Source organism: Mesorhizobium sp. LjNodule214 (assembly GCF_964252735.1).
In the GTDB taxonomy this organism is placed as follows: Bacteria; Pseudomonadota; Alphaproteobacteria; order Rhizobiales; family Rhizobiaceae; genus Mesorhizobium.
On record NZ_CAXUPE020000001.1, the window covers coordinates 463,711 to 486,728 of the forward strand.

Below are 23,018 nucleotides of genomic sequence, written 5' to 3' on the forward strand. Positions count from 1 at the left end.
CCGCGGTCGAGCCGTCTGGAAGAGTTAGATTTCGACCAGATGATCGTCCAGCTCGTTGGCGTCGCCGGCCGTGACCGGAAAATGCTCGGCCAGCACCGCGCCGACTGATCCGATCGCCTTGACGAAACCGTCGGCGAGCCGGTCGTCGCTGGCGTGCGCCGTAAGATCACGCACGACGCCGTCCCAGACATGCTGGCCGACCTTGGCATCGATGCCGCTGTCGGCGACCACTTCGGCATAGCGCTCGGCGATCGAGACGAAGACAAGCACGCCGGTGCGCGCCGTGGTGCGGTGCACGTTGCGGGCGAGGAACTGCTTGATGGCATTGGCATGCGCCGCCTGGTAGCGCAGCCGCCGCGGCACGAGACGGATGCGCAGGACGGGCAGCGCCCACAGCAGGACAAGAACCGAGGCCAGCGCCAGCAGCTGGTCGAAGACGAAATGCGGCAGGCGGATCGACAGCCACCATGCCTCCAGCCCGTAAGCGACGGCGAGGCTGACGATCAGCATGGCCAGCGTCGCCATGAAGGCGGCCGGAAAGAAATAGCCGTCGCTGGCCTGCGCCACCACGCAATAGATCTCGCCATCGGTCTTGGATTCGGCGGCGCGGATCGCCTCGGCGATGCGCTCATGGTCCTGCGGGCTGATCGGTCGTGTTGCCATCTCGTCTCACCAGCTCCCTGAAGACCCGCCGCCGCCGGACGAGCCGCCGCCACCTGAAAATCCGCCACCGCCGCTGCTCGAGCCGGAAGACCAGCCGCCGCCGGAACTGCCCGACGACCAACCGCTGCCGGATGAGGATCCCGTCACCCAGCCACCGCCGGAAGACGAAGAGCCCGGCCCTCGGCCATAGCGGAAGGTCATGCCGAGCCATTTATACACGCCCGGCGACAGCTTCGTGCCGAAGATCGGCGGCAGGAAGGCCATCGCCAGGCCGCCGAAGAACATCGTCGCCCACAGGATGAGGAACAGCGCGACGATGGGGTCGATGGGCGAGCTGTCGTCGGCCGGATTGCGCTTGCCGCGCGCCTCGAGCTCCTCCGGATTGCCCTCCAGCACCATGATCATGTCGTCGACGGCTTTGGAAATGCCGCCAGAGAAATTGCCGGCGCGGAAGGCCGGCACCATGTCGTTTTCGATGATCAGCTTGGTGTGCAGGTCGGTCAGCGTGCCTTCGAGACCATAACCGACCTCGATACGCATCTTGCGGTCGTTCTTGGCCACCAGCAGCAGCACGCCATTGTTCTCGCCGCCCTGGCCGAGCTTCCAGAAGCGGAACAGCCGGTTGGCGTAAGGCTCGATCTCCTCGCCGTCGAGGCTGGGGACCGTCGCGACGACAATCTGGTCCGAACCCTTTTTCTCGAAATCCTCGAGCTTCTGGGTCAGCGCTGCCTTGGTCGCGGCATCGATGATGCCGGCATTGTCGACGACCCGCCCGGTCAGCGCCGGCAGCTCAGCGGCGGCGAGAGCCGTAAAGCCGAGGAACAGCAGCATCGCCAGGCCCAGCAGGACCGTATTGATCCGCTTGGCGACTGGGCTGGATGTTGCGAGGGCGCGTTCCGTCATGCCGTCACCAGCTTCCCGAGGAGCCGCCGCCGCCGGACGAACCACCGCCACCGGAAAAGCCGCCGCCGCTAGACCCCGACGACCATCCGCCGCCGGACCTGCCCGAGCCGCTGGACGAGCGCCGGTGTGGCTCGAAGGTCATGCCCAGCCAGCGATAGCGGCCGGGTCCGATCTTCTGCCCGAAGATCGGCGGCAGGATCGAGGCAGCCAGGCTGCCGACCAGGATGGTGATCCAGATGGCCATGAAAATTGTGAAGAACAGGTCGTCGGAATTGAACGGCGCCTGCTGGTTGCGCTCACCGCGGGCTTCCAGCTCCTCCGGATTGCCTTCCAGCACCATGATCATGTCGTCGACGGCTTTGGAAATGCCGCCGGAGAAATCGCCGGCACGGAAGGCCGGCACCATGTCGTTTTCGATGATCAGCTTGGTGTGCAGGTCGGTCAGCGTACCTTCCAGCCCATAGCCGACTTCGATGCGCATCTTGCGGTCGTTCGGCGCCACCAGAAGCAGGGCGCCGTTGTTTTCCTTCGCCTGGCCGAGCTTCCAGAAGCGGAACAGGCGGTTGGCGTACGGCTCGATCTCCTCGCCGTCGAGGCTGGGGATCGTGGCGACGACGATCTGGTCGGAGTCCTTTTTCTCGAAGTCAGCGAGCTTTTGCGTCAGCACCGCCTTGGTCGCGGCATCGATGATGCCGGCATTGTCGACGACGCGGCCGGTGAGGGCGGGGAGTTCGGCGGCGAAAGCGGCGAGGGGGAGGAAAAGAAAGCTTAGAGTAGCGAACAGCAAGGCAAGGCTGGCGTTCCTTCGCGCGCCCCTCTGGCCAGCCGGCCCTCTCCCCGTCAAGGGCCAGGAGCGGCAGCGAAGGGCCGGGTTCGGCAGGACAGAGGGGGGTGCTGACACGCCTGCGTTCCGTCTTGTCGCCAAGAGTAGCTTTGCCGGCTTCGCTAATTACCCGCCCTGCTTCGTGCCGAAATCGACCTTCGGCGTCTGCAGCTTGTCTTCCTCGATGGTGAAGTTGGCGAACGGCTCGTTGCCGCGGAACCAGAACGTCGCCCACAGCACCGACGGGAAGGTCTTCAGCGTCAGATTGTAGTCCTTGACCGCGACGATGTAGTCGCGGCGGGCGACCGCAATGCGGTTCTCGGTGCCTTCGAGCTGCGCCTGCAGCGCCAGGAAGTTCTGGTTGGCCTTGAGGTCGGGATAGTTCTCCACCACCGCGAGCAGCCTGGACAGCGCGCTGGTCAGGCCGGACTGGCTGTCCTGGAACTTCTTGAAGGCTTCCGGATCCTTCAGCGTCTCCGGCGTCACCGTCACCTGCGTCGCCTTGGCGCGCGCTTCGACCACCGCGTCGAGCGTATCCTTCTCATGCGCGGCATAGCCCTTGACCGTCTCGACCAGGTTGGGGATCAGGTCGGCGCGGCGCTGGTACTGGTTCAGCACCTCGCTCCAGGCCGCCTTGGCATTTTCCTCAGCCGTCGGAATGGTGTTGTAGCCGCAGCCGGCAAGCAGCGGCAGCACGATCGCCATCATCAGGAAGGCCGGCAGAGTGCGGACAATGGAGGGTGAAGAGAGGCGCTGGGCAAACATGATTTGGATCCCTCGTCGGAAGTTGCACGCGAAGCATTACCACAATCTGCGCGCAAGAAAATGACCTCGGCCGGAAGCCTCCGCTGGCATCTATGCGTTCGGCACGAGGCCCTGTGAATGGCTTCGCGAACAGGCTAAGGTCCCGGCAAAACAGGATATTGCCATGGCGAAACGCCAGGAGAGCGACACCGAATCGCGCCGCATTCTCGAGCGTGTGGAACAGGAGACCGCGCCGGGAGGCAACTCGTTCGTCGCGCGGACCGCGAAGGGCGCGCGCGACCATGTCACGGCGGCGGACGCCGACCGCGCGGACCCTATCGAAATTTGGGGCACCCGCATCGGCCGGGGACTGGGGCTCATCATTGCAATCGGCCTGTTGGCCTGGCTCGTGTATTTCGCCACCCGTTAGGAACCAGGACCAATGAACGAAAAAGCCGACGCGCCGCGCGCGGTCATCGTCATTTCCAGCCATGTCGCCCGCGGCTCGGTCGGCAATCGCGCCGCCGTCTTCGCGCTGGAGACGCTGGGCTTTCCGGTATGGGCGGTGCCGACAATCGTCCTGCCCTGGCATCCCGGCCATGGCCGCGCCACCCGCATCGTGCCGCCGCTCGACCAGTTCAAGGCGCTGATGGCCGATCTCGAGCGCGCGCCCTGGCTGGGCGAGGTCGGCGCGGTGCTGTCCGGCTATCTCGGCGAGGCCGGCCAGGCCGAGGCCGTCGCCTCGCTGGTCGCAGCGGTCAAGGATAGGACACCAAACGCCGTCTATATCTGCGATCCGGTGATGGGCGATTCGGGCGGACTCTATGTGCCTGAAACAACGGCGGCTGCTTTGCGCGACCGGCTGATGCCGATCGCCGACATCGCCACGCCGAACCGCTACGAATTGGAGTGGATGGCCGGCGCGCCGCTGCCCGACCTCAAATCGGTGATCGCGGCCGCCCTTCACGCCGGACCCCGGACCATGCTGGTCACCTCGGCGCCGTCGATGATGGCCGGCGGCACCGGCAACCTTCTGCTCGACGCCAGCCAGGCGCTGCTTGCCGAGCACCGCCTCATCGACAAGCCGCCGAACGGGCTGGGCGACCTGACGGCGGCCGTCTACCTGGCGCGCATCCTCTCTGGCCAACCGGCGATCAAGGCGCTGCAGACGACCACGGCCGCCGTCTACGAGATCCTGGCGCGCACCGCCAAGCGCGGCGGCGATGAGCTGCAGCTCGAAACCGACGCGCAGAGCCTGTCGCACCCGATGGCGATGGTGCAGCTTCGCCACCTCCTGCATCCGGGGCGGGACAAGCGGGCGTGACTTTGGTCGGCGTCGACGGCTGCAAGGCCGGCTGGATCGCCGTCCGGCGCAATCCCGGCGCTCAGCCGTCGGTCTGCGTCTTGCCAAGCTTCGCGATGCTGGTCGACGCCCTGCCCGCCGATGCGGTGGTCGCCGTCGACATGCCGATCGGCCTGCCCGATCAATCGCAAAGAGGCGGGCGCGGGCCGGAAGCGCTGGTGCGGCCGCTGCTCGGGGCAAGGCAATCGAGCGTCTTCGCCATTCCGTCGCGCGCCGCCCTTTACGCAGACACGGATAACTTCAGCACGGTCGAAGCCTGGTATGTCGCGCATCGCCGCGCCAGCGAAGTGGCCAAGACGACCTCCGATCCGTCACGCGGCGTCTCGATCCAGGCCTTCGGCATCTTCGCCAAGATCCGCGAGATCGATGCCCTGCTGATCGCGCGGCCTGAGCTGCGCAGCCGCGTCTTCGAATCGCATCCGGAAGTCGCCTTCTGCCGGCTGAACAGCGGCCAGGCCATGTCGCTGCAGAAGAGGATCAAGGGTGCCGTCAATCCGGCCGGCATGGACGAGCGCAAGGCGCTGCTGTGCCGGCATGGCTATGAAAAGGACTTCCTCGACGGAGCGCCGCCGAAAGGTGCTGCAGCCGACGATTTCCTCGACGCGGCGGCGATGATGCTGATTGCCGGCCGCATCGCCAGCGGCGAGGCACGGCCGTTCCCGGACCCGCCGCTCGCCGACCGTTTCGGCATTCCCGTCGCTATCTGGGCGTGAAGCGGCGCCTGAGCTATGCGTGCCGCATTGCGTTTTGCGACGAAACCATCCGCAATTCGGCATTGCTCGCGACCGGCTTTTGCCGTTAGAGCCTTTCCCAGAGTTAGGTCTGTTGAGATTCAGGTCAGGCCGAGTTGAGAATGGTGGCTTCCGAGAACCGGAGCGGAGCGTACTTTGAGTACGTGAGCACCGGAAGCGCAGGAAGCCGCCATTAGCAGGCCGGCAGCACCTGAATATCAACGGACCGTGCCGCATCCAACCCGGAAAGGGTCCAGACGCCGCCCATGCCTCACCTCCCCGAACACCTTCTCGCCGGCTATCGCAATTTCATGAAAGGCCGCTACCTCGCCGAGACCGGTCGCTACCGCTCGCTTGCCCGCGAGGGCCAGGCGCCGGAAACGATGATCGTCGCCTGTTGCGACTCGCGCTCGGCGCCCGAGGCGATCTTCGACGCCGGGCCGGGCGAGCTGTTCGTGCTGCGCAATGTCGGCAATCTGGTGCCGCCCTATGCGCCGGACGGCCAGTTCCACTCGACCTCGGCCGCGCTCGAATTCGCCGTGCAGAGCCTCAAGGTGAAAAACATCGTGGTGATGGGGCACGGCCGCTGCGGCGGCATCCGCGCCGCGCTCGACACCAATTCCGCGCCATTGTCGCCTGGCGACTTCATCGGCAAATGGATGAGCCTGATCGCGCCGGCCGCCGAAACCGTTTCGTCCAGCACTTTCATGACGGCGACGGAGCGGCAGACCGCGCTGGAGCGCATCTCGATCCGCTATTCGATCGCCAATCTCAGAACCTTCCCTTGCGTCTCCATCCTCGAAGGCAAGGGCCGGCTGTCGCTGCACGGCGCCTGGTTCGACATCTCGACCGGCGAACTTTGGGTGATGAACAAGGAAACCGGCGATTTCGAACGGCCGGAGATGGCATAGACCATGATCCCGTAACCGAAGGTCCGTGTCAGCGAAAAGTGGGAGCTGGTTTTCGGATAAGATCATGGTCAAACATGGAGGTGGCAATGCGGAGTTGGCGTGCGATCACTTTTGTTGTGGCGGCACTGATACCTACGCTCACCGCCGCTCGCGCCGATGACGGTGCGATCATCGACCGCTGGTATTCGGCGCTGCTTGTCGCCGACCGCACCGAATTGTCGGACCTGCTCGCAGACGACGTGCGCATCAAGCTTGAAGATCTCGGCGTCGTTCAGACCAAGCAGGAGTTCATCGCCTCGATCGATAACTGGCAAGGTGCTGTCGCCGGCGCGGCAATCCGGCATCGCATCGCCAAGAGCGAGGGCGGCGTCACCACGGTGATCGCCTGCTACGACTTCCCCAACAACGACATGCTGATGCAAGAGACCTTCGCGGTCACCGACAACCGCATCATCGCCAGTTCGCAGGCCGCGATCGCGGAAAGCTGCGACGGTTACTGACGAAAGCCTTGACTGGCCGCGATGTTGCGCGCAACAGGCCCGCGCCCTACATCGGCGGCGACCCGCCCTGCTTTGCCGCCAACAGCCGAAAGATCATCCATGCCATCCACGAAGACCGTCGACCTCGCCGCTCATCCGCTGACTTCATGGCGAGGGCCGCTCGGCCTGCCCGACTTCTCCCGCATCGGCGACGGTGATTTTTCCGGGGTGTTCGACGCGGCGCTGAAGGCGCATGAGACCGAGATCGGGGCGATATCAGGCAATGACGAGGTGCCGACCATCGAAAACACGCTGGCCGCGCTCGAACTTGCCGGCGAGGCGCTCGACCGTGTCTCGTCGATCTTCTGGTGCCGGGCCGGCGCCCACACCAACGAGGCGATCCAGGCGCTGGAGCGCGACATTTCGCCGAAGATGTCGCGGCATTTCTCGGCGATCTCGATGAACGAGAAACTGTTTGCCCGCATCGACGACCTCTATCAGCGCCGCGAGACGCTCAAGCTCGACGCCGAGACGCTGCGCGTGTTGGAAAAGACCTGGAAAGGCTTCGTCCGTTCCGGCGCGAAACTCGACGCCGACGGCAAGAAGCGGCTGGCGACAATCAACGAGGAATTGTCCTCGCTCGGCACCAGCTTCGGCCAGAACGTGCTGGCCGACGAGCGCGACTGGGCGCTGTTCCTCGACGGGGCCGACCTTGCCGGCCTGCCCGACTTCCTCAAGAGCGCCATGGCCGAGGCGGCCGAGATGCGCGGCCAGAAGGGCCGCTATGCCGTGACGCTGTCGCGTTCGATCTACGAGCCGTTCACCACCTTCTCCGAACGCCGCGACCTGCGCGAGACAGCCTTCCGCGCCTTCACCATGCGCGGCCAGAATGGCGGCGCCACCGACAACACGTCCGTGGTGCGCGACATGCTGCGCCTGCGCGCCGAGAAGGCAAACCTGCTCGGCTACGGCTCGTTCGCCGCGCTGAAGCTCGACGACACGATGGCCAAGACGCCGAAGGCGGTGCACGCGCTGCTTGATCCCGTCTGGGAAAAGGCACTGGAAAAGGCCGCCAGCGACCAGACCGAACTGCAGCGGCTGGCGACCGCGGCCGGCAGCAACGAACCCTTCGCCGCCTGGGACTGGCGCTTCTACCAGGAGAAACTGCGCGCCGAAAAGTTCGCCTTCGACGAGGCCGAGCTGAAACCGTATCTGCAGCTCGAGCGCGTCATCGACGCCTGCTTCGACGTGGCGACACGGCTGTTCGGCATCACCTTCGAGGAGAGGAAAGGGATTGCCGTCTGGCATCCCGATGCCCGCGCGTTCGTGGTGAAGAACGCCGACGGCAGCGAGCGCGGCCTGTTCCTTGCCGATTATTTTGCCCGGCCTTCGAAGCGTTCCGGCGCCTGGATGAGCGCGCTGAAATCCGGCTACAAGCTCGGCGATGGCTCGAAGCCGGTGATCTACAACATCATGAACTTCGCCAAGCCGCCGGCCGGCGAGGCGGCGCTGCTGTCGGTCGATGAGGCAAAGACGCTGTTCCACGAATTCGGCCATGCGCTGCACGGCATGCTGACCGATGTCACCTGGCCGTCGGTGTCCGGCACTTCGGTGAGCCGCGATTTCGTCGAACTGCCCTCGCAGCTCTACGAGCATTGGCTGACGGTGCCGGCGGTGCTGGAAAAGCACGCCCTGCACGTCAAGACCGGCAAGCCGATGCCCAAGGCGCTGCTCGACAAGATGCTGGCGGCGCGGACCTTTGGCGCCGGCTTCGCCACTGTCGAGTTCACCGCTTCGGCGCTCATCGACATGGCCTACCATGCACGGCCGGACGCGCCTGAACAGCCGCTTCGTTTCGAGACCGAAACGCTGGACAAGCTCGACATGCCCGACACCATCGCCATGCGCCACCGCACCCCGCATTTCGGCCATGTCTTTTCCGGCGACGGCTATTCGGCCGGCTACTATTCCTACATGTGGTCGGAGGTGCTCGATGCCGATGCCTTCGCCGCCTTCGAGGAGACCGGCGACCCCTTCAACCCGGCGCTGGCCGAGCGGCTGAGGAAGAACATCTACGCCGCCGGCGGCTCAAAGGACCCGGAAGAACTCTACACCGCCTTCCGCGGCAAGATGCCGTCGCCGGAGGCGATGATGGTCAAGCGCGGGCTGGTGTAGCGCTGGTAATCTCCCCTCTTGAGGGGAGATTGGCAGCGTCCCCTTCAGGCCACCTCCCACGGATCCGCCACCCGCGGCCAGACCGGCCGCGTCAGCTTCATATAGTTGGTAACCGCCGGATTGCTCGGATACGAGCTCGGCGCCGAGACATAGATGATCTCGGCGGCGATCGGTTCGAAGCCGGCGTAGAAATGGTTGGTCGACTTGATCAGCAGGACATCCTTCGACAGCGGGTCAACGCCGATATTGGAAAAAATATCCGGCTCGAAGGTCTGCGTACGGTTGGTGTTGAGGATGATGTCGACCTCGGTGCCTTCGATGCGCACCAGCGCCGTCGGCCCAAGCGTCACGCGGCTCGGCCCGAAACTCTGCCACCCTTCCGTGACGGCCTTCAGCACCTTGACCCGCGCGTCGATCGGTTCGCCCGCCAGCGGGCCGGCCTTGCCGCCGAAGCGCAGATCGATGACGGCGCCCTCGCCAGCGGCCTGACAGAACGTCACCGCGATCGGATCCCAGATCGTTGCCACGCCGACATTGTTGACGCCGCGTTCCAGCATGGCACGCAGCACGACGGTACCGTCGCCGGCAACGCCGCCACCCGGGTTGTCCCAGATGTCGGCGATGACCACCGGTCTGTCCTGTCTTTCAGTACGCACGGCCAGTGCCCGCTCAATGCCGTCACTGGTGTTCAGCATCGTCATCGCCGTCTTTTCGCGCATCGCATAGAGCTCGCGTCCCAGTCTTTCCGCCAGTGCATCGCCCTTGGCCTTGTCATTGTCGGTAACGACCAGGATGCGCGTGCCCATCTCCGGCACATCCGCCGCCATGAAGCCGTGGATGACTGAGACCGACAGCACGCCGTCCTTGCCGTGCAGCGCCTTGATGCGGTCGACGAAGGAGCGCATCGGCTCGCGGCTGGTCGGCAGCACCTGGATCATGCGGCAGTCGAAGGTCGAGATGACAGGCCTGATCTCGCCGCGCGCCGCAGCCAACCCGAGTTCGACGACATGTTCGCCACGCTCGTAGAAGTCGGTGTGCGGGAATTCGAGGAAGTAGGCCATGATGTCCGATGCCGCGACGCGCTTCGGCGTCAGATGGCTGTGCGGATCGAACTCCGATGCGATCACCACCTTCGGACCAACGATGGCACGTACGCGTTCGAGCAGGTCACCTTCGCAGTCGTCATAGCCTTGCGCCACCATGGCGCCATGCAGGCCGAGGATCACCGCCTCGACCGGCAGCGCCGCTTGCAACTGGTCGAGGATCTCGTCGCGCAGCGCCTCATAGGTCTGCCGCTGCACCAGGCCGCCGGGCTCCGCCCAGGTGGCCGTGCCTTCGATAACGGTCAGCTCTTCTTTTGCCGCGCGCCGGCGCAAAGCAACGATCGGCGAAGAACACAAAGTCGGCGTTTCCGGGTGCTTGCCCGGCCCGGCATAGAAGGCCATCTCGAACGAGGCGCGGTCGGCCGGCACCGGCGAGAAGGTGTTGGTTTCCGTCGCCAGCGAGGCGGTGAAGATGCGCATGAAAGCTCCGTGGTAGGCTATTTGACGGCACCGAGCGCGAGGCCCCGCACGAGGTAGCGCTGCAGCCAGATGAACAGGATCGCCACCGGCAAGGTTGCCAGCAGCGTCGCGGCCATGACGTGGTGCCATTCGATCGTGTAGCGGCCGGCGACCAGCGAAAACACCTGGATCGGCAGCGTGTAGCTTTCCTGGCTGCGCAGCATGGTGAGCGCGACGACGAACTCGTTCCAGGCGTTGATGAAGGTGAAGATGGCCGTCACCGCGATCGCCGGCAGGCAGAGCGGCAAAAACACTTTGCGCAAGGTCAGCCAGCGGCCGGCGCCTTCCATCCAGGCCGCTTCCTCGAGATCGCGCGGGATGGTGTCGAAATAGCTTTGCAGCATCCACACGGTGAAGGCGACATTGAAGGCCATATATATGAAGCCAAGCGCCGTCGTGCTCTCGACCAGCCCCCAGGCGGCCATCAGCCGGAACAGGCCAAGCACCAGCACGATCGGCGAGATCATCTGCGACACCAGCAGGAACTGGCGGAAGGCACCGTAGCCGGCAAAGCGAAAGCGCGACATGGCATAGGCCGCCGGCACCGAGATCAATATGGCGCCGACGGTGGCGACCACCGAGACGTAGAGCGAATTCGCCAGCGCCTGGCCGAAACCGGTCGCCACCCACATGTCGGCAAAATTCGACCAGCGGAATTCGCTCGGCCACCAGGTCGGCGACAGCACTTCCTGCCGCGGTTTGACCGCGGTCAAAAGCATCACCGCGAAGGGAAAGATCGTCACCACGATCAGCGGCGAAAGCAGCAGCCAGGCAACGATCGAGCGCTTAAGCTTGCCGTTGCTCATGCGCGTTGCTCCCGCATCGCCAGCCGCACATAGATCATGGTGAAGACCAGCAATATGGCGAACATCACCAGCGACACCGCCGAAGCCTCGCCGAGTTTGCCGATGCGGAAGGCGAGTTTGTAGAGGTGGGTGACCAATATGTCGGTCGAATTGGCCGGACCGCCCTGCGTCATCACCCAGATGATCGGAAAGGAATTGAAGACGTAGATCGTGTTGAGCACGATGGCGATGTTGATGAACGGTTTTAGCAGCGGAAAGGTGATCTCGCGGAACTGCTGCAGCGGCGTCGCCCCTTCCAGTGCTGCCGCTTCGTAGAGGTCGTCCGGGATCGACGACAGGCCGCCGAGGAAGATCGTCGTCGTGAACGGCACCGTCACCAATATGCCGATCAGCACCTGCATCGGGAACGCCGTCTCGGCGCTCGCCAGCCACTGGATGTTCTCGTCGATCAGGCCGAGCCCGATCAGCGCCGAGTTCAGCATGCCGCTTTCGCCGTTGAGCGCCCAGCGCCAGACCACCGCCGTCATGGTCAGCGACACCGCCCAGGGCAGCATGATGATGACGCGGGCAATGCCGCGGCCGTAGAAATCGGTGTTGAGGATGATCGCCACCGGAATGGATAAAAGCAGCGCGCCGCCGACGACCAGCACCGTCCACAGGCCGGTGCGCCAGAGTGCTGCGGTGAAGTCAGGATCGGCGGTGAGCGCCCAGAAATTGGTCAGGCCGCTGAAGTCGCGCAGCTGGCCGAAGCGGCTGACCTCATGCGTCGAGATCTGGATCAGGTCCCAGACCGGCCAGAAGATGACGACGGCCGCCAGGAACAGGCTGGGCAAGGTCAGGAGATAGGGCAAGAAGCGATTTTGCATCGGCTGACCTGAGGGCGTCTGGGGGTGGCGCGCCCCGACGGGTGGGGCGCGCCACGGGCGTCGGGAGTGAACGCCCTATTTCTTCAGCACCGCATTGGCCTTGTCCGCTGCCTCCTTCAAGGCAGCCTCCGGCTCGGCGCTGCCGAGATAGATCTTCTGCATGGCATCCGAGGTGATTTGCGCGATCTCCTCCCAGCCCGGGATGACCGGTGCGAAACGGGCGTCGGGCAGCAGCGCCGTGAACGCCGCAAGGTCGGCATTGTTGACGTAGTAGTCCATTTTCGCCTCTTCCTTGTTCACCGGCAGGAAGCCTTCGCCTTGCGTGAACTTGGCGCGCTGCTCCGTGGTGAACAGGAAGTCGAGCAGCTTCCAGGCCTCATCCTTGTTCTTGGAGTTCTTGAACATGATGATGGAATCGGTGACGCCATAAGTGCCGCGCGCGCCGGTCGGCCCGGCGGGAATCGCCGCCACGCCGTATTTCAGGTTCGGCGCCTCGTCCTTGATCTGGTTGGACAGGAAGGGTGCCGTGATCATCATGCCGACCTTGCCCTGCTTGAACAGGTTCTGCACGTCCTCGCGGTTGTTGGAGGTGACGCCCGGCTCGGTCAGGCCTTCGTCGATCATCGACTTGTAGAGCTTGGCGGCTTCGAGCGCGCCCGGCGTGCTGAGGCCCGACGTGCCGTCCTTGTTGAGGATCTCGGTACCCTGGGACCACATCGCGTAGTAGTAATAAACGTCGGTCTCGATCTCCTTGCCTTGCAGGCCGAAGCCGAACGTGCCGGAGCCCAGCGCCTTGATCTTGCGGGCGTCCTCCTGCAATTCGGTCCAGGTCGCCGGCGGCTGGGCGATGCCGGCTTTCTCGAACAATTCCTTGTTGTAATACAAGGCGCGCGCCGAAGCCGCGATCGGCAGGCCATAGGTCTTGCCCTCCATGATCGACGGCGACAGGAAGGTGTCGATGAAGCGGCCCTTGAAGTCGGGCGTGATGTAGCCGTCGAGCGGCTCGGCGATATCCTGCTGGACGAAATCGATCAGCCAGCGCGTGCCGATGATCGACAGATCCGCATTGGTGCCGGCGGTGATGTCGGTGGTCAGCTTCTGTAAGAGAACTTCCCACGGCACGATCTCGAACTTGACGGTGATGCCCGGGTTGGCCGCCTCGAAGTCCTTCTTGACGCTTTCGAAATAGGGGCCAGTCTTGGCGCTGTATTCGGCGACAGTGACGCGCACCTCGCCCGCATTTGCCTGCGCGCCAAGCGCCAGCATGCTCATTCCGGCCATCAGGCCGACAGTCCATTTTGTCAGACTCATCTGCTCTCTCCCTTTGATGTGCTCCCGCGCGCTCCCATGCTGTCAGGCAGCATAGGTTTATGTGACTTTCCTACATTATCTATCATTCTGCGCTTCGCAAGCAGATTAATCTGTTGCTAAATTACATTTCGGCGAATAGCCTCACAGCCCCAACTGGGATCTGGGAGGAGCGTGCGCGGTGGTTTCGAGAACCGAGTTCGAAGGCAAGACAGTCGTGGTGACGGGCGCCGGCGGCGGCCTCGGCTCGGCGATTGTAACGCTGCTGGCCGAGCGCGGCGCGCGGGTCGTCGGCTGCGATCAGTCGGACGACGCCTTGGCCAGCCCGCATCTTGCCTCGCGCCACGTCTTCAACCTTCTCGACCGGTTCTCGATGGAAGCGGCAATCAGCGCGATCCTCGACAAGGACGGCGTTCCCGACATCCTGATCAACAATGCCGGCTGGACGCGCGCCGAGACGCTGCCGGCGCTGACCCCGGACAAGATCGAGCACGAACTCGACCTCAACCTGACCGGGGTGATGATTTTCGCCGACCCGCTGGTCAAGGCGATGGCCCGGCGCGGCTCGGGCAGCGTCGTCTTCATCTCTTCCGTCAATGCCATCGCGCATTTCGGCAATCCCGCCTATGCGGCGGCCAAGGCCGGCATCAACGCCTATGCAAAATCGATCGCGGTCGAACTCGGCCGCAGCGGCCTGCGCGCCAATGTCGTCTGTCCCGGCTCGATCCGTACCGCCGCCTGGGATCATCGCCTTGCCAAGGATCCCGAAATCCTCGGCAGACTGCAGCGGCTCTATCCGCTCGGCCGCATCGTCAATGCTTCTGAAGTGGCTGAAGCAGTAGCCTTCCTTGCCTCCGAACGTGCATCGGGCGTAACAGGCGTGGTGATGCCGGTGGATGCCGGGTTGACCGCCGGCTGCCTGCCCTTCATCGACGACATTTTGGGAGCGTGACCATGACTGATGTCCAGTTTCGCAACCTGTCGAAATCGTTCGGGCATCACAAGATCCTCGAGGACATCAACCTCGAGATCGACAGCGGCGAGTTCGTCGTGCTGGTCGGCCCTTCGGGCTGCGGCAAGTCCACCTTGCTGCGCATGCTGGCCGGGCTGGAACCGATCACGTCAGGCGATCTCATCATCGGCGGCCTGCGCGCCAACGACTTGCCGCCGCAGCAGCGCAACATCGCCATGGTCTTCCAGTCCTATGCGCTGTTTCCGCATCTGAAGGCCTCCGACAATATCGGCTTCGGCCCAAAAATCCGCGGCGAGAACCGCGCGGCCATTGAGGAAAAGGTCAAGAAAGCGTCCGGCGTCCTCAACCTGTTTTCCTATCTCGACCGCTATCCCAGGGAATTGTCGGGCGGCCAGCGCCAGCGTGTCGCCATGGGTCGCGCCATCGTGCGCGAACCGTCGGTGTTCCTGTTTGACGAGCCGCTGTCCAACCTCGACGCGCAATTGCGCGTGCAGATGCGCACCGAGATCAAGGCCCTGCACCAGCGGCTGAAATCGACCATCGTCTATGTCACCCACGACCAGATCGAGGCCATGACCATGGCCGACCGTATCGTGGTGATGAACCTCGGCCGGATCCAGCAGGTTGGGGCACCGTTGGAACTCTATGACCGACCGGCCAACAAATTCGTCGCCAGCTTCATCGGTTCGCCCTCGATGAGCTTCGTTTCCGGCGCCCTCAAGACATCTGCCACCAACGCCTGGTTCGAGACATCAGGCGGTGGCCGCCTGGCGTTGCCCGGCAAGGCCGTGCCAGCCGGCAGCACGGTGGAAGCCGGCATCCGCCCCGAACATTTCGTTGTCGGCGGCGCCGAAGATGCGATGGCCATCAATGTCGACGTCGTCGAACCGACCGGCGCCGAAACCCATGTTTACGGCGCGATAGGCTCCGACACGGTGCGCGCCGTGTTCCGCGACCGGCTGCAGATCAAGCCGGGCGACCGCTTGCCGGTCAGCGTCGATCCCGCCCACATCCATCTGTTCGACAAGGCGACGGGCCTGCCCCTGTGAGGACACCGGTATGAAGACGCCGGCCGACATCATCACGCGGCTGCAACTGATGTCGCAGGACGGCACCAAGTCGGACCGCAGGCTGGCCGGCCTCGTGCTTTCCGATCTCGACTTCGCCTCCAAGGCGGCGATCTCGGAGATCGCCGCGCGCGTCGGCGTCAGCGAGCCGACGGTGACCCGCTTCTGCCGCAACCTCGGCTGCGAAGGCCTGCGCGACTTCAAATTCTATCTGGCGCAGGCCATCGCCATCGGTGCCCAGTACCTGTCGCCGGAGCCGCTCAACCGCGACGTCCGCGAGCAGCGCATCGCCTCGGCCATCACCGAGGCAGCGATATCCGCCATGCAACGCGCCAGCGAGAACCTCGACATGAAGACGCTGGTGGGTGTGGCCGCGCGCATCGCCAGTTCGGGCAACGTGCTGTGCATCGGTTCCGGCGGCATTTCCTCGATGATGGCGACCGAGATGCAGAACCGGCTGTTCCGGCTCGGCCTGTCGGCGCTGGCGCAGGTCGACGGCCAGCTGCAGCGCATGTATGCGGCGGTCGCCACGCCGGAGACGACTGTGGTTGCCTTCTCGGTGTCGGGCTACGCGCGTTCGGTCATCGAGGCCGTGCAAGTGGCGCAGCAGTATGGCGCCACCACCATCGCCATCACCGCGCCGGACTCGGCGCTTTCCAAGGCCGCCGACACGGTGATCCATTTCCAACCGCTCGAGGATGGCAACATCTACAAGCCGACATCGTCGCGTTACGCGCTGATGGCGATCGTCGACATGATCGCCACTTCGGTTGCCGAAACACGCGGGCCAAAGGTTTTGGAAAACCTGCGCCGCATCAAGCAGAGCGTGAACACGCTGAAGGTCGACGATCCGCGTTTGCCGCTTGGGGACTGAGGAGCGGTTTGTTCCCCGCTTTCATGGGGGCCAAATGAGTTTGTTTCGCCGCAAAATGCGCCAATCCAGGAACGTCTGCGCTGCCCCTCATCCGCCTGCCGGCACCTTCTCCCCGTAAACGGGGAGAAGCCCGCTGGCCGTGACTTTATCGCCCATTCCGCAACGCTGGTGATTGGCGAAACCATCTGTGACGGCGTCTTTCTCCCCGTCACTATACGGGGAGAAATGCCCGGCAGGGCAATGAGGGGCAGCGCGGACCGACCGGCTAGCCGCCGCCCAACGCCTCAACGCCCTTCACTAGCGCCGCCGGGTCACCCGCGACGCGCAGCGTCTTCAGCCGCGCCGTGCCGCCGGCCACCACCGACACAGCCGATGCCGGAACCCCAAGCGCCTTGGCGAGCAGCTTCTCAAGTGCCTGATTGGCGGCGCCGTTTTCCGGCACGGCGCGCACGCGCGCCTTGAGATGGCTGCGCCCATCGGCCGTCGTCTCAACGCCTTCGAGCCTGTCCAGCGCTGCCTTCGGCGTCAGCCGGACGAACAGATCGATGCCGTCGTCACGCAGGCGAAACGGCGCAGCCATCGAATGGATGTCTCAGACCACCAACGACAGCACGGTGGTGAGCAGGAACTGCCGGAGGAAGAAAATGAGCAACAGCAGAATGATTGGCGAGATGTCGATGCCGCCGAGATCCGGGATGAACCGGCGGATCGGCCGCAGCGCCGGCTCGGTCAGCCGGTAGAGCGTGTTGCCGATGGTGCCGACGAACTGGTTGCGCGAGTTGACGACGTTGAAGGCGTAGAGCCAGGAAAAGATCGCCGAGGCGATGATGATCCACCAGTAGATGTCAAGCGCCATGACGATGGTTTGAATAAGGGCGATCATGCCGGTCTCCAATTGTTGCCGACATGTAGCCATTGCAGGCGAAGGCGGCAAGGGCCGGCTTCCGCCACATGCCGGACTGACGGCCATTTCACCTTGACAGGAAACCGCTGCCTTCGATAAATGCGCCATCCGTTGGACGGGGCTGTAGCTCAGCTGGGAGAGCGCGTCGTTCGCAATGACGAGGTCAGGAGTTCGATCCTCCTCAGCTCCACCATCGGATCAATCACCGAAATGAACCCACGACCATCGATCGGGTCGAATTTCAGATGGCGGCAAGATGTCCGCCGCCGAAATCCCTGAGCACCAGTTTCGTTGTTGCCTCGCCGACTCTTCTGGTCGAATTCGGAATTTCCCGATCGAGGCGGGCGAAGCGCTGCCGGCGCCTGGCGGGATCGAGCACCTTCGATCAAGTGCATGGTTCGTGCACGCCAATCTCGTTCCCATCGCTGCAGAACGTCTGAACGCCGTGTGAGATATGTCATAGTTTATTGCTGCGCGCAGGTATTATTGGCACGGTCACATGTTTCGCCGTGTGGGAGAAAGCAATGCCTTATTCACAAAGCGATGTGCGAGCTTATCTGGACAGCTATGGCGGTCTTTTGGGAACCAGCGTTGAGATGGTTGAGACGGACAGCCAATGCTTTGTGCGGGTCATCGAGGACGACGAGGAACGCACCTACTCATTCGAGCCGGGATCCTCCGCCCTGGCCTTCGCTGAGCGCCAGCGAATGCGCCTTAAGCTGCCCGCAATCGCGCGCCCTTTAGCGCAGCCGAAAAATCGTGGCCCTGGCCGTGTCAATGCTAAATCCGGCGTATCGGACCAGGCGTCCTCAGGCCACCCGGATATAGCTCGTCATTCCCGATTTCTGGTGCTCGATGATGTGGCAGTGCAGTAGCCAGTCACCTTGGTTGTCGGCGACGAAACCGAGCTGAACCTTTTCTTTAGGCTGGATGAGATAGGTGTCGGAGATCATCGGCTGCACCGGGCGCGTCGAGGACGACAGCACCTTGAAACTCATGCCGTGCAGATGCATCGGATGCAAATGCGGCGTCAGGTTTTCCATGTCGATGACATAGCTTTTGCCGAGCTTCAGTTCGGCCAGCGGAGCGGTCGGATCCGGCGTATCGCCCGGCGACGGCACTTTGTTGATGGCCCAGAAACTGTATCCAAGCGAGCCGCATATGCCATCGCTCGGGACGTTTTCCGCCGTGGCGCTGAGCGACAACGAAATATGCTCGGCGGCGGCGAGATCGACTTGCTGGACCGGATTGACCTCCAGCGGTGCAAGGTCGCGAAGGTCGCGTTTGAGAGACCTTCCAACGGCACGGAGCGTCGCCAGGATCTTGGGCTTGGTGCCCCTGACGTCTCCCAGGCTGACGATTGCCCCCTCTTCGTCGGGCATGCGAATGGCGAGCTCCAGCCGCTGTCCGGGTCCGAGCTGCAAGGCATCGGGCGCAAAGCGCTGCGGCACCGGATTGCCGTCGAGCGCGATCACCGTCGCCTCGGCACCCTCGACGCGAAAAGCATAGACGCGCGTGACGTCGGTGATGGCGGCCCTGAGCCGCACCAGCCCTCCGGCCGGCGCGTCATATTGCGGCTGGTCGAGCCAGTTGGCGGTGCGCACCGTGCCGTAAGTGCCGGATCTTGCAGCATCGCGCGGCCGGAATTGTTCGATGAACTGGCCGTCGTCGCCGAGGCGCCAGTCGCGCAGATTGATCACCACCTCGGCATCGAATTTCGGATCGTTCGGGTTCTCCACCACGATCACGCCGGTCAGTCCGTGGCCCATCTGCTCCAGCGTGTTGCAATGCGGGTGATACCAGAAGGTGCCGGCATCAGGCGGCGTGAAGGCGTAGTCGAAATGATCGCCGGTGTAGACATAGGGCTGCACCAGGAATGGCACGCCGTCCATCTTGTTGGGAACGCGAATGCCGTGCCAGTGGATCGTCGTCGGATCGTCGATGGCATTGATCAGCCGGGCGGCGAAAGGCTCGCCTTTTTTCATCCTGATCACCGGCGGCATGCCGGCGTCGCCATAGGTCAGCACATTTTTGGTCTGGCCGACATCCATCAGCTTCGCCTGGATCCCCGCCGCCTTCAGCAGCACCGGCTCGGGCGTAGCCGCGGCCCAACTGCCCAATTTGCCCACGGCAGAGAGCCCGACCCCACCTGCGCCGGCAATCGCGGCAGTTCTCAAGAGTTTGCGACGTGTGAGGACCGTCATATGCGCTCCAGCTGAAAGGCCTCGAGGCCGGGCACCCACATGGCATAAGCGACGAACCGGCGCCATCGCGGCGTAGCGGATCGCTGTGATCCCCGATTGACCCAAACACAGGAAGCCAATCAAGTCACATTCGCCTGACCGAAAGAGCCGCTCTTGGATACCGGCTCGTCGTCCAGATTCCAACCGGCTTAGCCTGCGGCAACGAGATGCCCGCCGCCGACATCCGTCAAGTCAGTCGCGGCGGAGCCTCGCAGATCCTTCGCGTCGAGCTCGGGATTTCCCGGTCGCTAGTCGCGCAGGCTGAAAACGAAAGGCGCCGTGCGGGTAACGCGCGCGCCGAGCTCCGCCGGTGGCGAGGGCACCGTGGCACCCTGCAGCGCGCTGAGTGCCGCGCGGTCGAGATCGGCGTCGCCCGAAGAGCGGGCAAGCCGAGCAGAGACCACTCTGCCGGACGCGTCGACGATGAAGGTCACGTTCGGGGTGCCTTCGGCCCGTCTGGATTTTGCCGCGCTCGGGTAGCGCGTGTGCCGCCGGATCCACGCCGCCAGGCTGGCATTCCACCGCGACGGGCTGATGCTCGACCGCGGCACCGCATCGGACGATTTCGGCGCGGCGGCCTTGGCCGCCGCCTTGGCGTAGATGCTGGCAGTCGTCACCGTCTTGGGCGGAGCCGCTTTCTCCTTCTTCTTGCGCTGTTTCGGCTTTTCGACAGGCTTCTTTTCCGTCGTGTTCTTCGCTTCGACCGGCCTGTTCGCCTTGACTTCCGTCTGGACCGGTTTCGGCTGCGGCAGTGGGATGACCACGTCGGGCGCGACCGTCTCGACGATGTCGGGCACGACCTCTTCGAGCGGCGGCGGCTGCTCGCTCAGCGCCGCAACCGTCGGCTCCGCCGGCTCGGGCGCCGTGGCCTCTTCGGCTTCGACCGGCTGTTCGGCGACCGGCTCCGCTTCTTCCACGACCGGTTCCGGCACTGGCCCGGTTACCGGCTTCACCTCTGCGATGGTCTCATCGACCGGATCGGCTCGGTCGGGCGTCACCACATCCGACACCGGCGTCTCTTCCTGAACGGCGGGCGCGATCACCATAGGCGACATCTCGATCGCCAGCGCCGGGGGCGGTCCGCCATCCGGCATCTCGGCGAAGCTCAGGCCCTGCACGGCATAGGCGACCGCCACATGCGCGACCAGGACCAGGGCTGCCGCACCTGCCCACAGGCCGGCCGCGCGTGCGCCGAAGCGCGGCGGATCGATCCTGGGCAGGGCGGCGGCTTCAGTCATTGGATTGGGCCGCCGTTTGGGGCCGGTGCCGGGCTTCCGCTCACGGCCGGCGCGGTGGCATCGGCGGCAGGCAATGTCTCCAGCCCGACCAGCGCGATCTTGAGATAACCGGCGCCGCGCAGGAGGTTCATCACCTCCATCAGCTCGCCATAGCCCACCGTCTTGTCGGCACGCAGGAAGATGCGCGTCTGCTTGTCGCCCCTGGTCCTGCCGTCGAGCACGGTGGCGAAGGTGGGGCGCGGCACGCTGTCATTGCCGATCGCCAGGGTGAGATCGCTTTTCAGCGTCAGGAAGATTGGCGTCTCGGGCCGTGGCGCCGGTGTCGCCGTCGAGCCGGGCAGGTCGACATTGACATCGACCGTCGCCAGGGGTGCTGCGACCATGAAGATGATCAGCAACACCAGGATGACATCGATGAACGGCGTGACGTTGATCTCGTGGCTTTCCTCGAGATCGTCGCCTGCCGCTTCGCGAATTCTAGCCGCCATGGCCGCTTACTCCGCTGCCATCGCGCTTGCCGGCGGCACGGTGCGGAAATCGAGGTCGCGGCTGACCAGCCGCTCGACGCCCGCCGAGGCATCGGCAAGGATCTGCCGGTAGCCGGCTATCGATCGCGCAAAGACATTGTAGATCACCACGGCCGGGATTGCCGCGACCAAGCCCATGGCGGTGGCGAGCAGCGCTTCGGCGATGCCGGGCGCCACGACGGCGAGATTGGTGGTCTGCGCCTGCGAGATGCCGATGAAGGCGTTCATGATGCCCCAGACGGTGCCGAACAGGCCAACGAACGGCGCGGTCGAGCCTATCGTCGCCAGCAGGCCGGTGCCGCGCGACATGCGCCGCGCCGCAGCCGCCTCGATGCGCGAAAGCCGCGACGTGACGCGCTCCTTCAGGCCCTCGCCCGAAACGTGGTTCAGCGCGCCCGCCGAAAGCGCCGCCTCTTCCTCGGCTGCGCGCACCAGAAGGGCGCCGGGGCCGTTGTTATGGCCGAGCGCACGCCCGGCCCGCATCAGCGTCGCGGCATTGCCGATGGCGTTGGCCGCGCGGCGGGCCCGCAGCTTGCCGCCAAGAATCTCCAGCGACTTGGCCAGCCAGATCGTCCAGGTGACAAGAGATGCGAAAGCGAGACCGATCATCACCGCTTTGACGATGATATCGGCGGCCATGAACATGCCCCATGGCGACAGATCATGCGGCAGCGTCAGCGAGATCGCCGTCGACGGCTCACCAGCGGCAGGGGGCGCCGGCTGAACGCCCGGCTGCGGTTCCGCCGGCGCGGCTGCGGCCGGCGCATTTGCGGCGGGCGCGGAGGGTGCTTGTGCCGCCGGTGCTTGCGTTACCGGCGCCTGCACTGCTGGAGCCGGCGTTGCCGGTTGTTCCTGCGCCGCGACGGCGCCGGCCGACAGGATGAGCGATGCGGCCAGCGCCGCAAAGAGACCGTTTCTGGACACGCTTCGTCCTCGCTTTGTCATTGCACGTAACCGATCGGCTGGCCGGTGACGGGATGCGCAAACACCCCCATCTCGACGCCGAAAATGCCTTTGAGCACGGCACCCTGCATGATCTCGCCGGGCGTTCCGCGGGTCAGCAGCCTGCCGTCCTTCAGCGCGATCAGCTCGTCACAGTAGCGCGCCGCCATGTTGGGATCGTGCAGCACGACGACGACGCAGAGGTCGCGCTTGCGGCTGAGATCCTTGACCAGGCGCAGCACTTCGACCTGATGCGCGATGTCGAGCGCCGAGATCGGCTCGTCGAGCAGCATGACGCCGGCATTCTGCGCTACCAGCATGGCGAGCCACGCGCGCTGGCGCTCGCCGCCGGAGAGTTCGTCCACTAGCCGGTCGGCAAAACCGGCCATGTCAGTCAGCGCCAGCGCCTCTTCGACATGCCGCTTGTCCTCATGGCCGAAGCGGCCGAGCGCGCCGTGCCAGGGATAGCGCCCGAGCGTCGCCAGTTCGCGCACGGTGAGGCCGGTCGCCGCCGGTGTCGTCTGCGGCAGGTAGGCCAGCGCGCGCGCCAATTCGCGGGCGCCCCATTTGGCCAGCGGCCGCTCGGCGAAGCTGATGGCGCCAGCACTTACCGGCTGCTGGCGCGCCAGAAGCTTGATGAGTGTCGACTTGCCCGAGCCATTGTGGCCGATCAGCCCGTAGACGCGCGAACGCTCGAGTTCGAGCGTGACCGGACCGAGCAGGGTCCGCTCGCCGACGGCGAAACGCACCGCTTCGATACGGAAGGCAGTCTGAGTGTGAATTTCAGCCACGGTCTTGGCCTGGTTTCCATCTGTCGTCGCCCGGTTGAGTATGAAACATGACTTTGATAGTCAACATTGAAGATGAGATTTTGGGTCAACAAAATGGCATGACAGGTGCCGTCGCCGAAAAATTT

26 protein-coding genes and 1 tRNA gene are annotated in these 23,018 nt (G+C 64.4%); 12 read left to right on the forward strand and 15 right to left on the reverse strand.

The window, feature by feature from the left end; genetic code table 11:
• Positions 1-24: 24 nt before the first annotated feature.
• The 4 genes from ACSQ3Z_RS02210 to ACSQ3Z_RS02225 all read right to left on the reverse strand — a co-directional run bounded on the left by ACSQ3Z_RS02210 (position 25) and on the right by ACSQ3Z_RS02225 (position 3,154).
• A complete protein-coding gene (locus ACSQ3Z_RS02210) occupies positions 25-663 on the reverse strand; it encodes a TPM domain-containing protein (protein WP_436169754.1) in 639 nt (212 codons plus the stop codon).
• Between the two features lie 6 nt (positions 664-669).
• Positions 670-1,566 (reverse strand): TPM domain-containing protein, encoded by an 897-nt coding sequence (locus tag ACSQ3Z_RS02215; RefSeq protein WP_436169755.1) that lies wholly within the window; start codon positions 1,564-1,566, stop codon positions 670-672.
• Between the two features lie 4 nt (positions 1,567-1,570).
• Positions 1,571-2,410: a TPM domain-containing protein gene (locus ACSQ3Z_RS02220; protein ID WP_436171818.1), complete on the reverse strand. Its 840-nt coding sequence runs from the start codon at positions 2,408-2,410 to the stop codon at positions 1,571-1,573.
• A 105-nt stretch (positions 2,411-2,515) separates the two neighbouring features.
• Entirely contained in the window at positions 2,516-3,154 is a 639-nt protein-coding gene (locus tag ACSQ3Z_RS02225) for a LemA family protein (RefSeq protein WP_436169756.1), read from the reverse strand.
• A 163-nt stretch (positions 3,155-3,317) separates the two neighbouring features.
• Between ACSQ3Z_RS02225 and ACSQ3Z_RS02230 the strand changes: the two genes are divergently transcribed.
• From ACSQ3Z_RS02230 to ACSQ3Z_RS02255, 6 genes are all read left to right on the forward strand, one after another.
• Positions 3,318-3,563, forward strand: coding sequence for a hypothetical protein (locus tag ACSQ3Z_RS02230; RefSeq protein WP_436169757.1), 246 nt, complete (start codon positions 3,318-3,320; stop codon positions 3,561-3,563).
• Positions 3,564-3,575: 12 nt separating this feature from the next.
• Positions 3,576-4,457, forward strand: coding sequence for a pyridoxal kinase PdxY (pdxY, locus tag ACSQ3Z_RS02235; RefSeq protein WP_436169758.1), 882 nt, complete (start codon positions 3,576-3,578; stop codon positions 4,455-4,457).
• Positions 4,454-5,209 carry a DUF429 domain-containing protein gene (locus ACSQ3Z_RS02240; RefSeq protein ID WP_436169759.1) on the forward strand — a complete coding sequence of 252 codons (756 nt, stop codon included), beginning with the start codon at positions 4,454-4,456 and terminating at the stop codon, positions 5,207-5,209. Before pdxY ends, ACSQ3Z_RS02240 begins: the two co-directional genes overlap by 4 nt.
• Positions 5,210-5,493: 284 nt before the next feature.
• The gene (locus ACSQ3Z_RS02245; protein ID WP_436169760.1) at positions 5,494-6,138 is read left to right on the forward strand and encodes a carbonic anhydrase; all 645 of its coding nucleotides are present in this window, start codon (positions 5,494-5,496) and stop codon (positions 6,136-6,138) included.
• Between the two features lie 86 nt (positions 6,139-6,224).
• Complete coding sequence (locus ACSQ3Z_RS02250) at positions 6,225-6,638, forward strand: nuclear transport factor 2 family protein (protein ID WP_436169761.1); 414 nt, start codon at positions 6,225-6,227, stop codon at positions 6,636-6,638.
• Between the two features lie 99 nt (positions 6,639-6,737).
• Positions 6,738-8,792, forward strand: a complete 2,055-nt coding sequence (locus ACSQ3Z_RS02255; protein WP_436169762.1) for a M3 family metallopeptidase — start codon at positions 6,738-6,740, stop codon at positions 8,790-8,792.
• A gap of 44 nt (positions 8,793-8,836) precedes the next feature.
• Here ACSQ3Z_RS02255 and ACSQ3Z_RS02260 read toward each other — a convergent pair whose 3' ends face one another.
• The 4 genes from ACSQ3Z_RS02260 to ACSQ3Z_RS02275 all read right to left on the reverse strand — a co-directional run bounded on the left by ACSQ3Z_RS02260 (position 8,837) and on the right by ACSQ3Z_RS02275 (position 13,337).
• A complete protein-coding gene (locus tag ACSQ3Z_RS02260; RefSeq protein WP_436169763.1) occupies positions 8,837-10,315 on the reverse strand; it encodes a M81 family metallopeptidase in 1,479 nt (492 codons plus the stop codon).
• A gap of 17 nt (positions 10,316-10,332) precedes the next feature.
• Positions 10,333-11,160: a carbohydrate ABC transporter permease gene (locus tag ACSQ3Z_RS02265; protein WP_436169764.1), complete on the reverse strand. Its 828-nt coding sequence runs from the start codon at positions 11,158-11,160 to the stop codon at positions 10,333-10,335.
• Positions 11,157-12,026, reverse strand: coding sequence for a carbohydrate ABC transporter permease (locus ACSQ3Z_RS02270; protein ID WP_436169765.1), 870 nt, complete (start codon positions 12,024-12,026; stop codon positions 11,157-11,159). Before ACSQ3Z_RS02270 ends, ACSQ3Z_RS02265 begins: the two co-directional genes overlap by 4 nt.
• Before the next feature lie 75 nt (positions 12,027-12,101).
• Positions 12,102-13,337 (reverse strand): ABC transporter substrate-binding protein, encoded by a 1,236-nt coding sequence (locus ACSQ3Z_RS02275; RefSeq protein ID WP_436169766.1) that lies wholly within the window; start codon positions 13,335-13,337, stop codon positions 12,102-12,104.
• A 178-nt stretch (positions 13,338-13,515) separates the two neighbouring features.
• Between ACSQ3Z_RS02275 and ACSQ3Z_RS02280 the strand changes: the two genes are divergently transcribed.
• From ACSQ3Z_RS02280 to ACSQ3Z_RS02290, 3 genes are read left to right on the forward strand one after another with little or no spacing between them, the layout of a single operon-like run.
• A complete protein-coding gene (locus ACSQ3Z_RS02280; RefSeq protein WP_436169767.1) occupies positions 13,516-14,286 on the forward strand; it encodes an SDR family NAD(P)-dependent oxidoreductase in 771 nt (256 codons plus the stop codon).
• Between the two features lie 2 nt (positions 14,287-14,288).
• A complete protein-coding gene (locus ACSQ3Z_RS02285) occupies positions 14,289-15,356 on the forward strand; it encodes an ABC transporter ATP-binding protein (RefSeq protein WP_436169768.1) in 1,068 nt (355 codons plus the stop codon).
• A gap of 10 nt (positions 15,357-15,366) precedes the next feature.
• Positions 15,367-16,248 (forward strand): MurR/RpiR family transcriptional regulator, encoded by an 882-nt coding sequence (locus ACSQ3Z_RS02290; RefSeq protein ID WP_436169769.1) that lies wholly within the window; start codon positions 15,367-15,369, stop codon positions 16,246-16,248.
• 265 nt (positions 16,249-16,513) lie between these two features.
• On the opposite strand, the gene ACSQ3Z_RS02295 is transcribed toward ACSQ3Z_RS02290, so the two are convergent.
• Together ACSQ3Z_RS02295 and ACSQ3Z_RS02300 are read right to left on the reverse strand one after the other, a co-directional pair.
• A complete protein-coding gene (locus ACSQ3Z_RS02295) occupies positions 16,514-16,828 on the reverse strand; it encodes a DUF167 family protein (RefSeq protein WP_436169770.1) in 315 nt (104 codons plus the stop codon).
• Positions 16,829-16,840: 12 nt separating this feature from the next.
• Entirely contained in the window at positions 16,841-17,131 is a 291-nt protein-coding gene (locus ACSQ3Z_RS02300; protein WP_006201184.1) for a YggT family protein, read from the reverse strand.
• Between the two features lie 138 nt (positions 17,132-17,269).
• Here ACSQ3Z_RS02300 and ACSQ3Z_RS02305 point away from each other — a divergent pair.
• The 3 genes from ACSQ3Z_RS02305 to ACSQ3Z_RS02315 all read left to right on the forward strand — a co-directional run bounded on the left by ACSQ3Z_RS02305 (position 17,270) and on the right by ACSQ3Z_RS02315 (position 18,027).
• Positions 17,270-17,345 (forward strand) — tRNA-Ala (locus tag ACSQ3Z_RS02305).
• Between the two features lie 63 nt (positions 17,346-17,408).
• Entirely contained in the window at positions 17,409-17,603 is a 195-nt protein-coding gene (locus ACSQ3Z_RS02310; RefSeq protein WP_436169771.1) for a hypothetical protein, read from the forward strand.
• A gap of 73 nt (positions 17,604-17,676) precedes the next feature.
• A complete protein-coding gene (locus tag ACSQ3Z_RS02315) occupies positions 17,677-18,027 on the forward strand; it encodes a hypothetical protein (protein ID WP_436169772.1) in 351 nt (116 codons plus the stop codon).
• Here the strand turns inward: ACSQ3Z_RS02315 and ACSQ3Z_RS02320 are convergent.
• The 5 genes from ACSQ3Z_RS02320 to ACSQ3Z_RS02340 all read right to left on the reverse strand — a co-directional run bounded on the left by ACSQ3Z_RS02320 (position 17,962) and on the right by ACSQ3Z_RS02340 (position 22,893).
• Positions 17,962-19,356 (reverse strand): multicopper oxidase family protein, encoded by a 1,395-nt coding sequence (locus ACSQ3Z_RS02320; protein ID WP_436169773.1) that lies wholly within the window; start codon positions 19,354-19,356, stop codon positions 17,962-17,964. The two genes, ACSQ3Z_RS02315 and ACSQ3Z_RS02320, sit on opposite strands and share 66 nt — an antisense overlap.
• A 287-nt stretch (positions 19,357-19,643) precedes the next feature.
• Positions 19,644-20,633, reverse strand: a complete 990-nt coding sequence (locus ACSQ3Z_RS02325) for a TonB family protein (RefSeq protein WP_436169774.1) — start codon at positions 20,631-20,633, stop codon at positions 19,644-19,646.
• Entirely contained in the window at positions 20,630-21,121 is a 492-nt protein-coding gene (gene exbD, locus ACSQ3Z_RS02330; protein ID WP_436169775.1) for a TonB system transport protein ExbD, read from the reverse strand. Before exbD ends, ACSQ3Z_RS02325 begins: the two co-directional genes overlap by 4 nt.
• Positions 21,122-21,127: 6 nt before the next feature.
• Positions 21,128-22,084, reverse strand: a complete 957-nt coding sequence (gene exbB, locus ACSQ3Z_RS02335) for a tonB-system energizer ExbB (protein ID WP_436169776.1) — start codon at positions 22,082-22,084, stop codon at positions 21,128-21,130.
• Positions 22,085-22,101: 17 nt separating this feature from the next.
• Entirely contained in the window at positions 22,102-22,893 is a 792-nt protein-coding gene (locus ACSQ3Z_RS02340) for an ATP-binding cassette domain-containing protein (RefSeq protein WP_436169777.1), read from the reverse strand.
• Between the last annotated feature and the right edge of the window lie 125 nt (positions 22,894-23,018).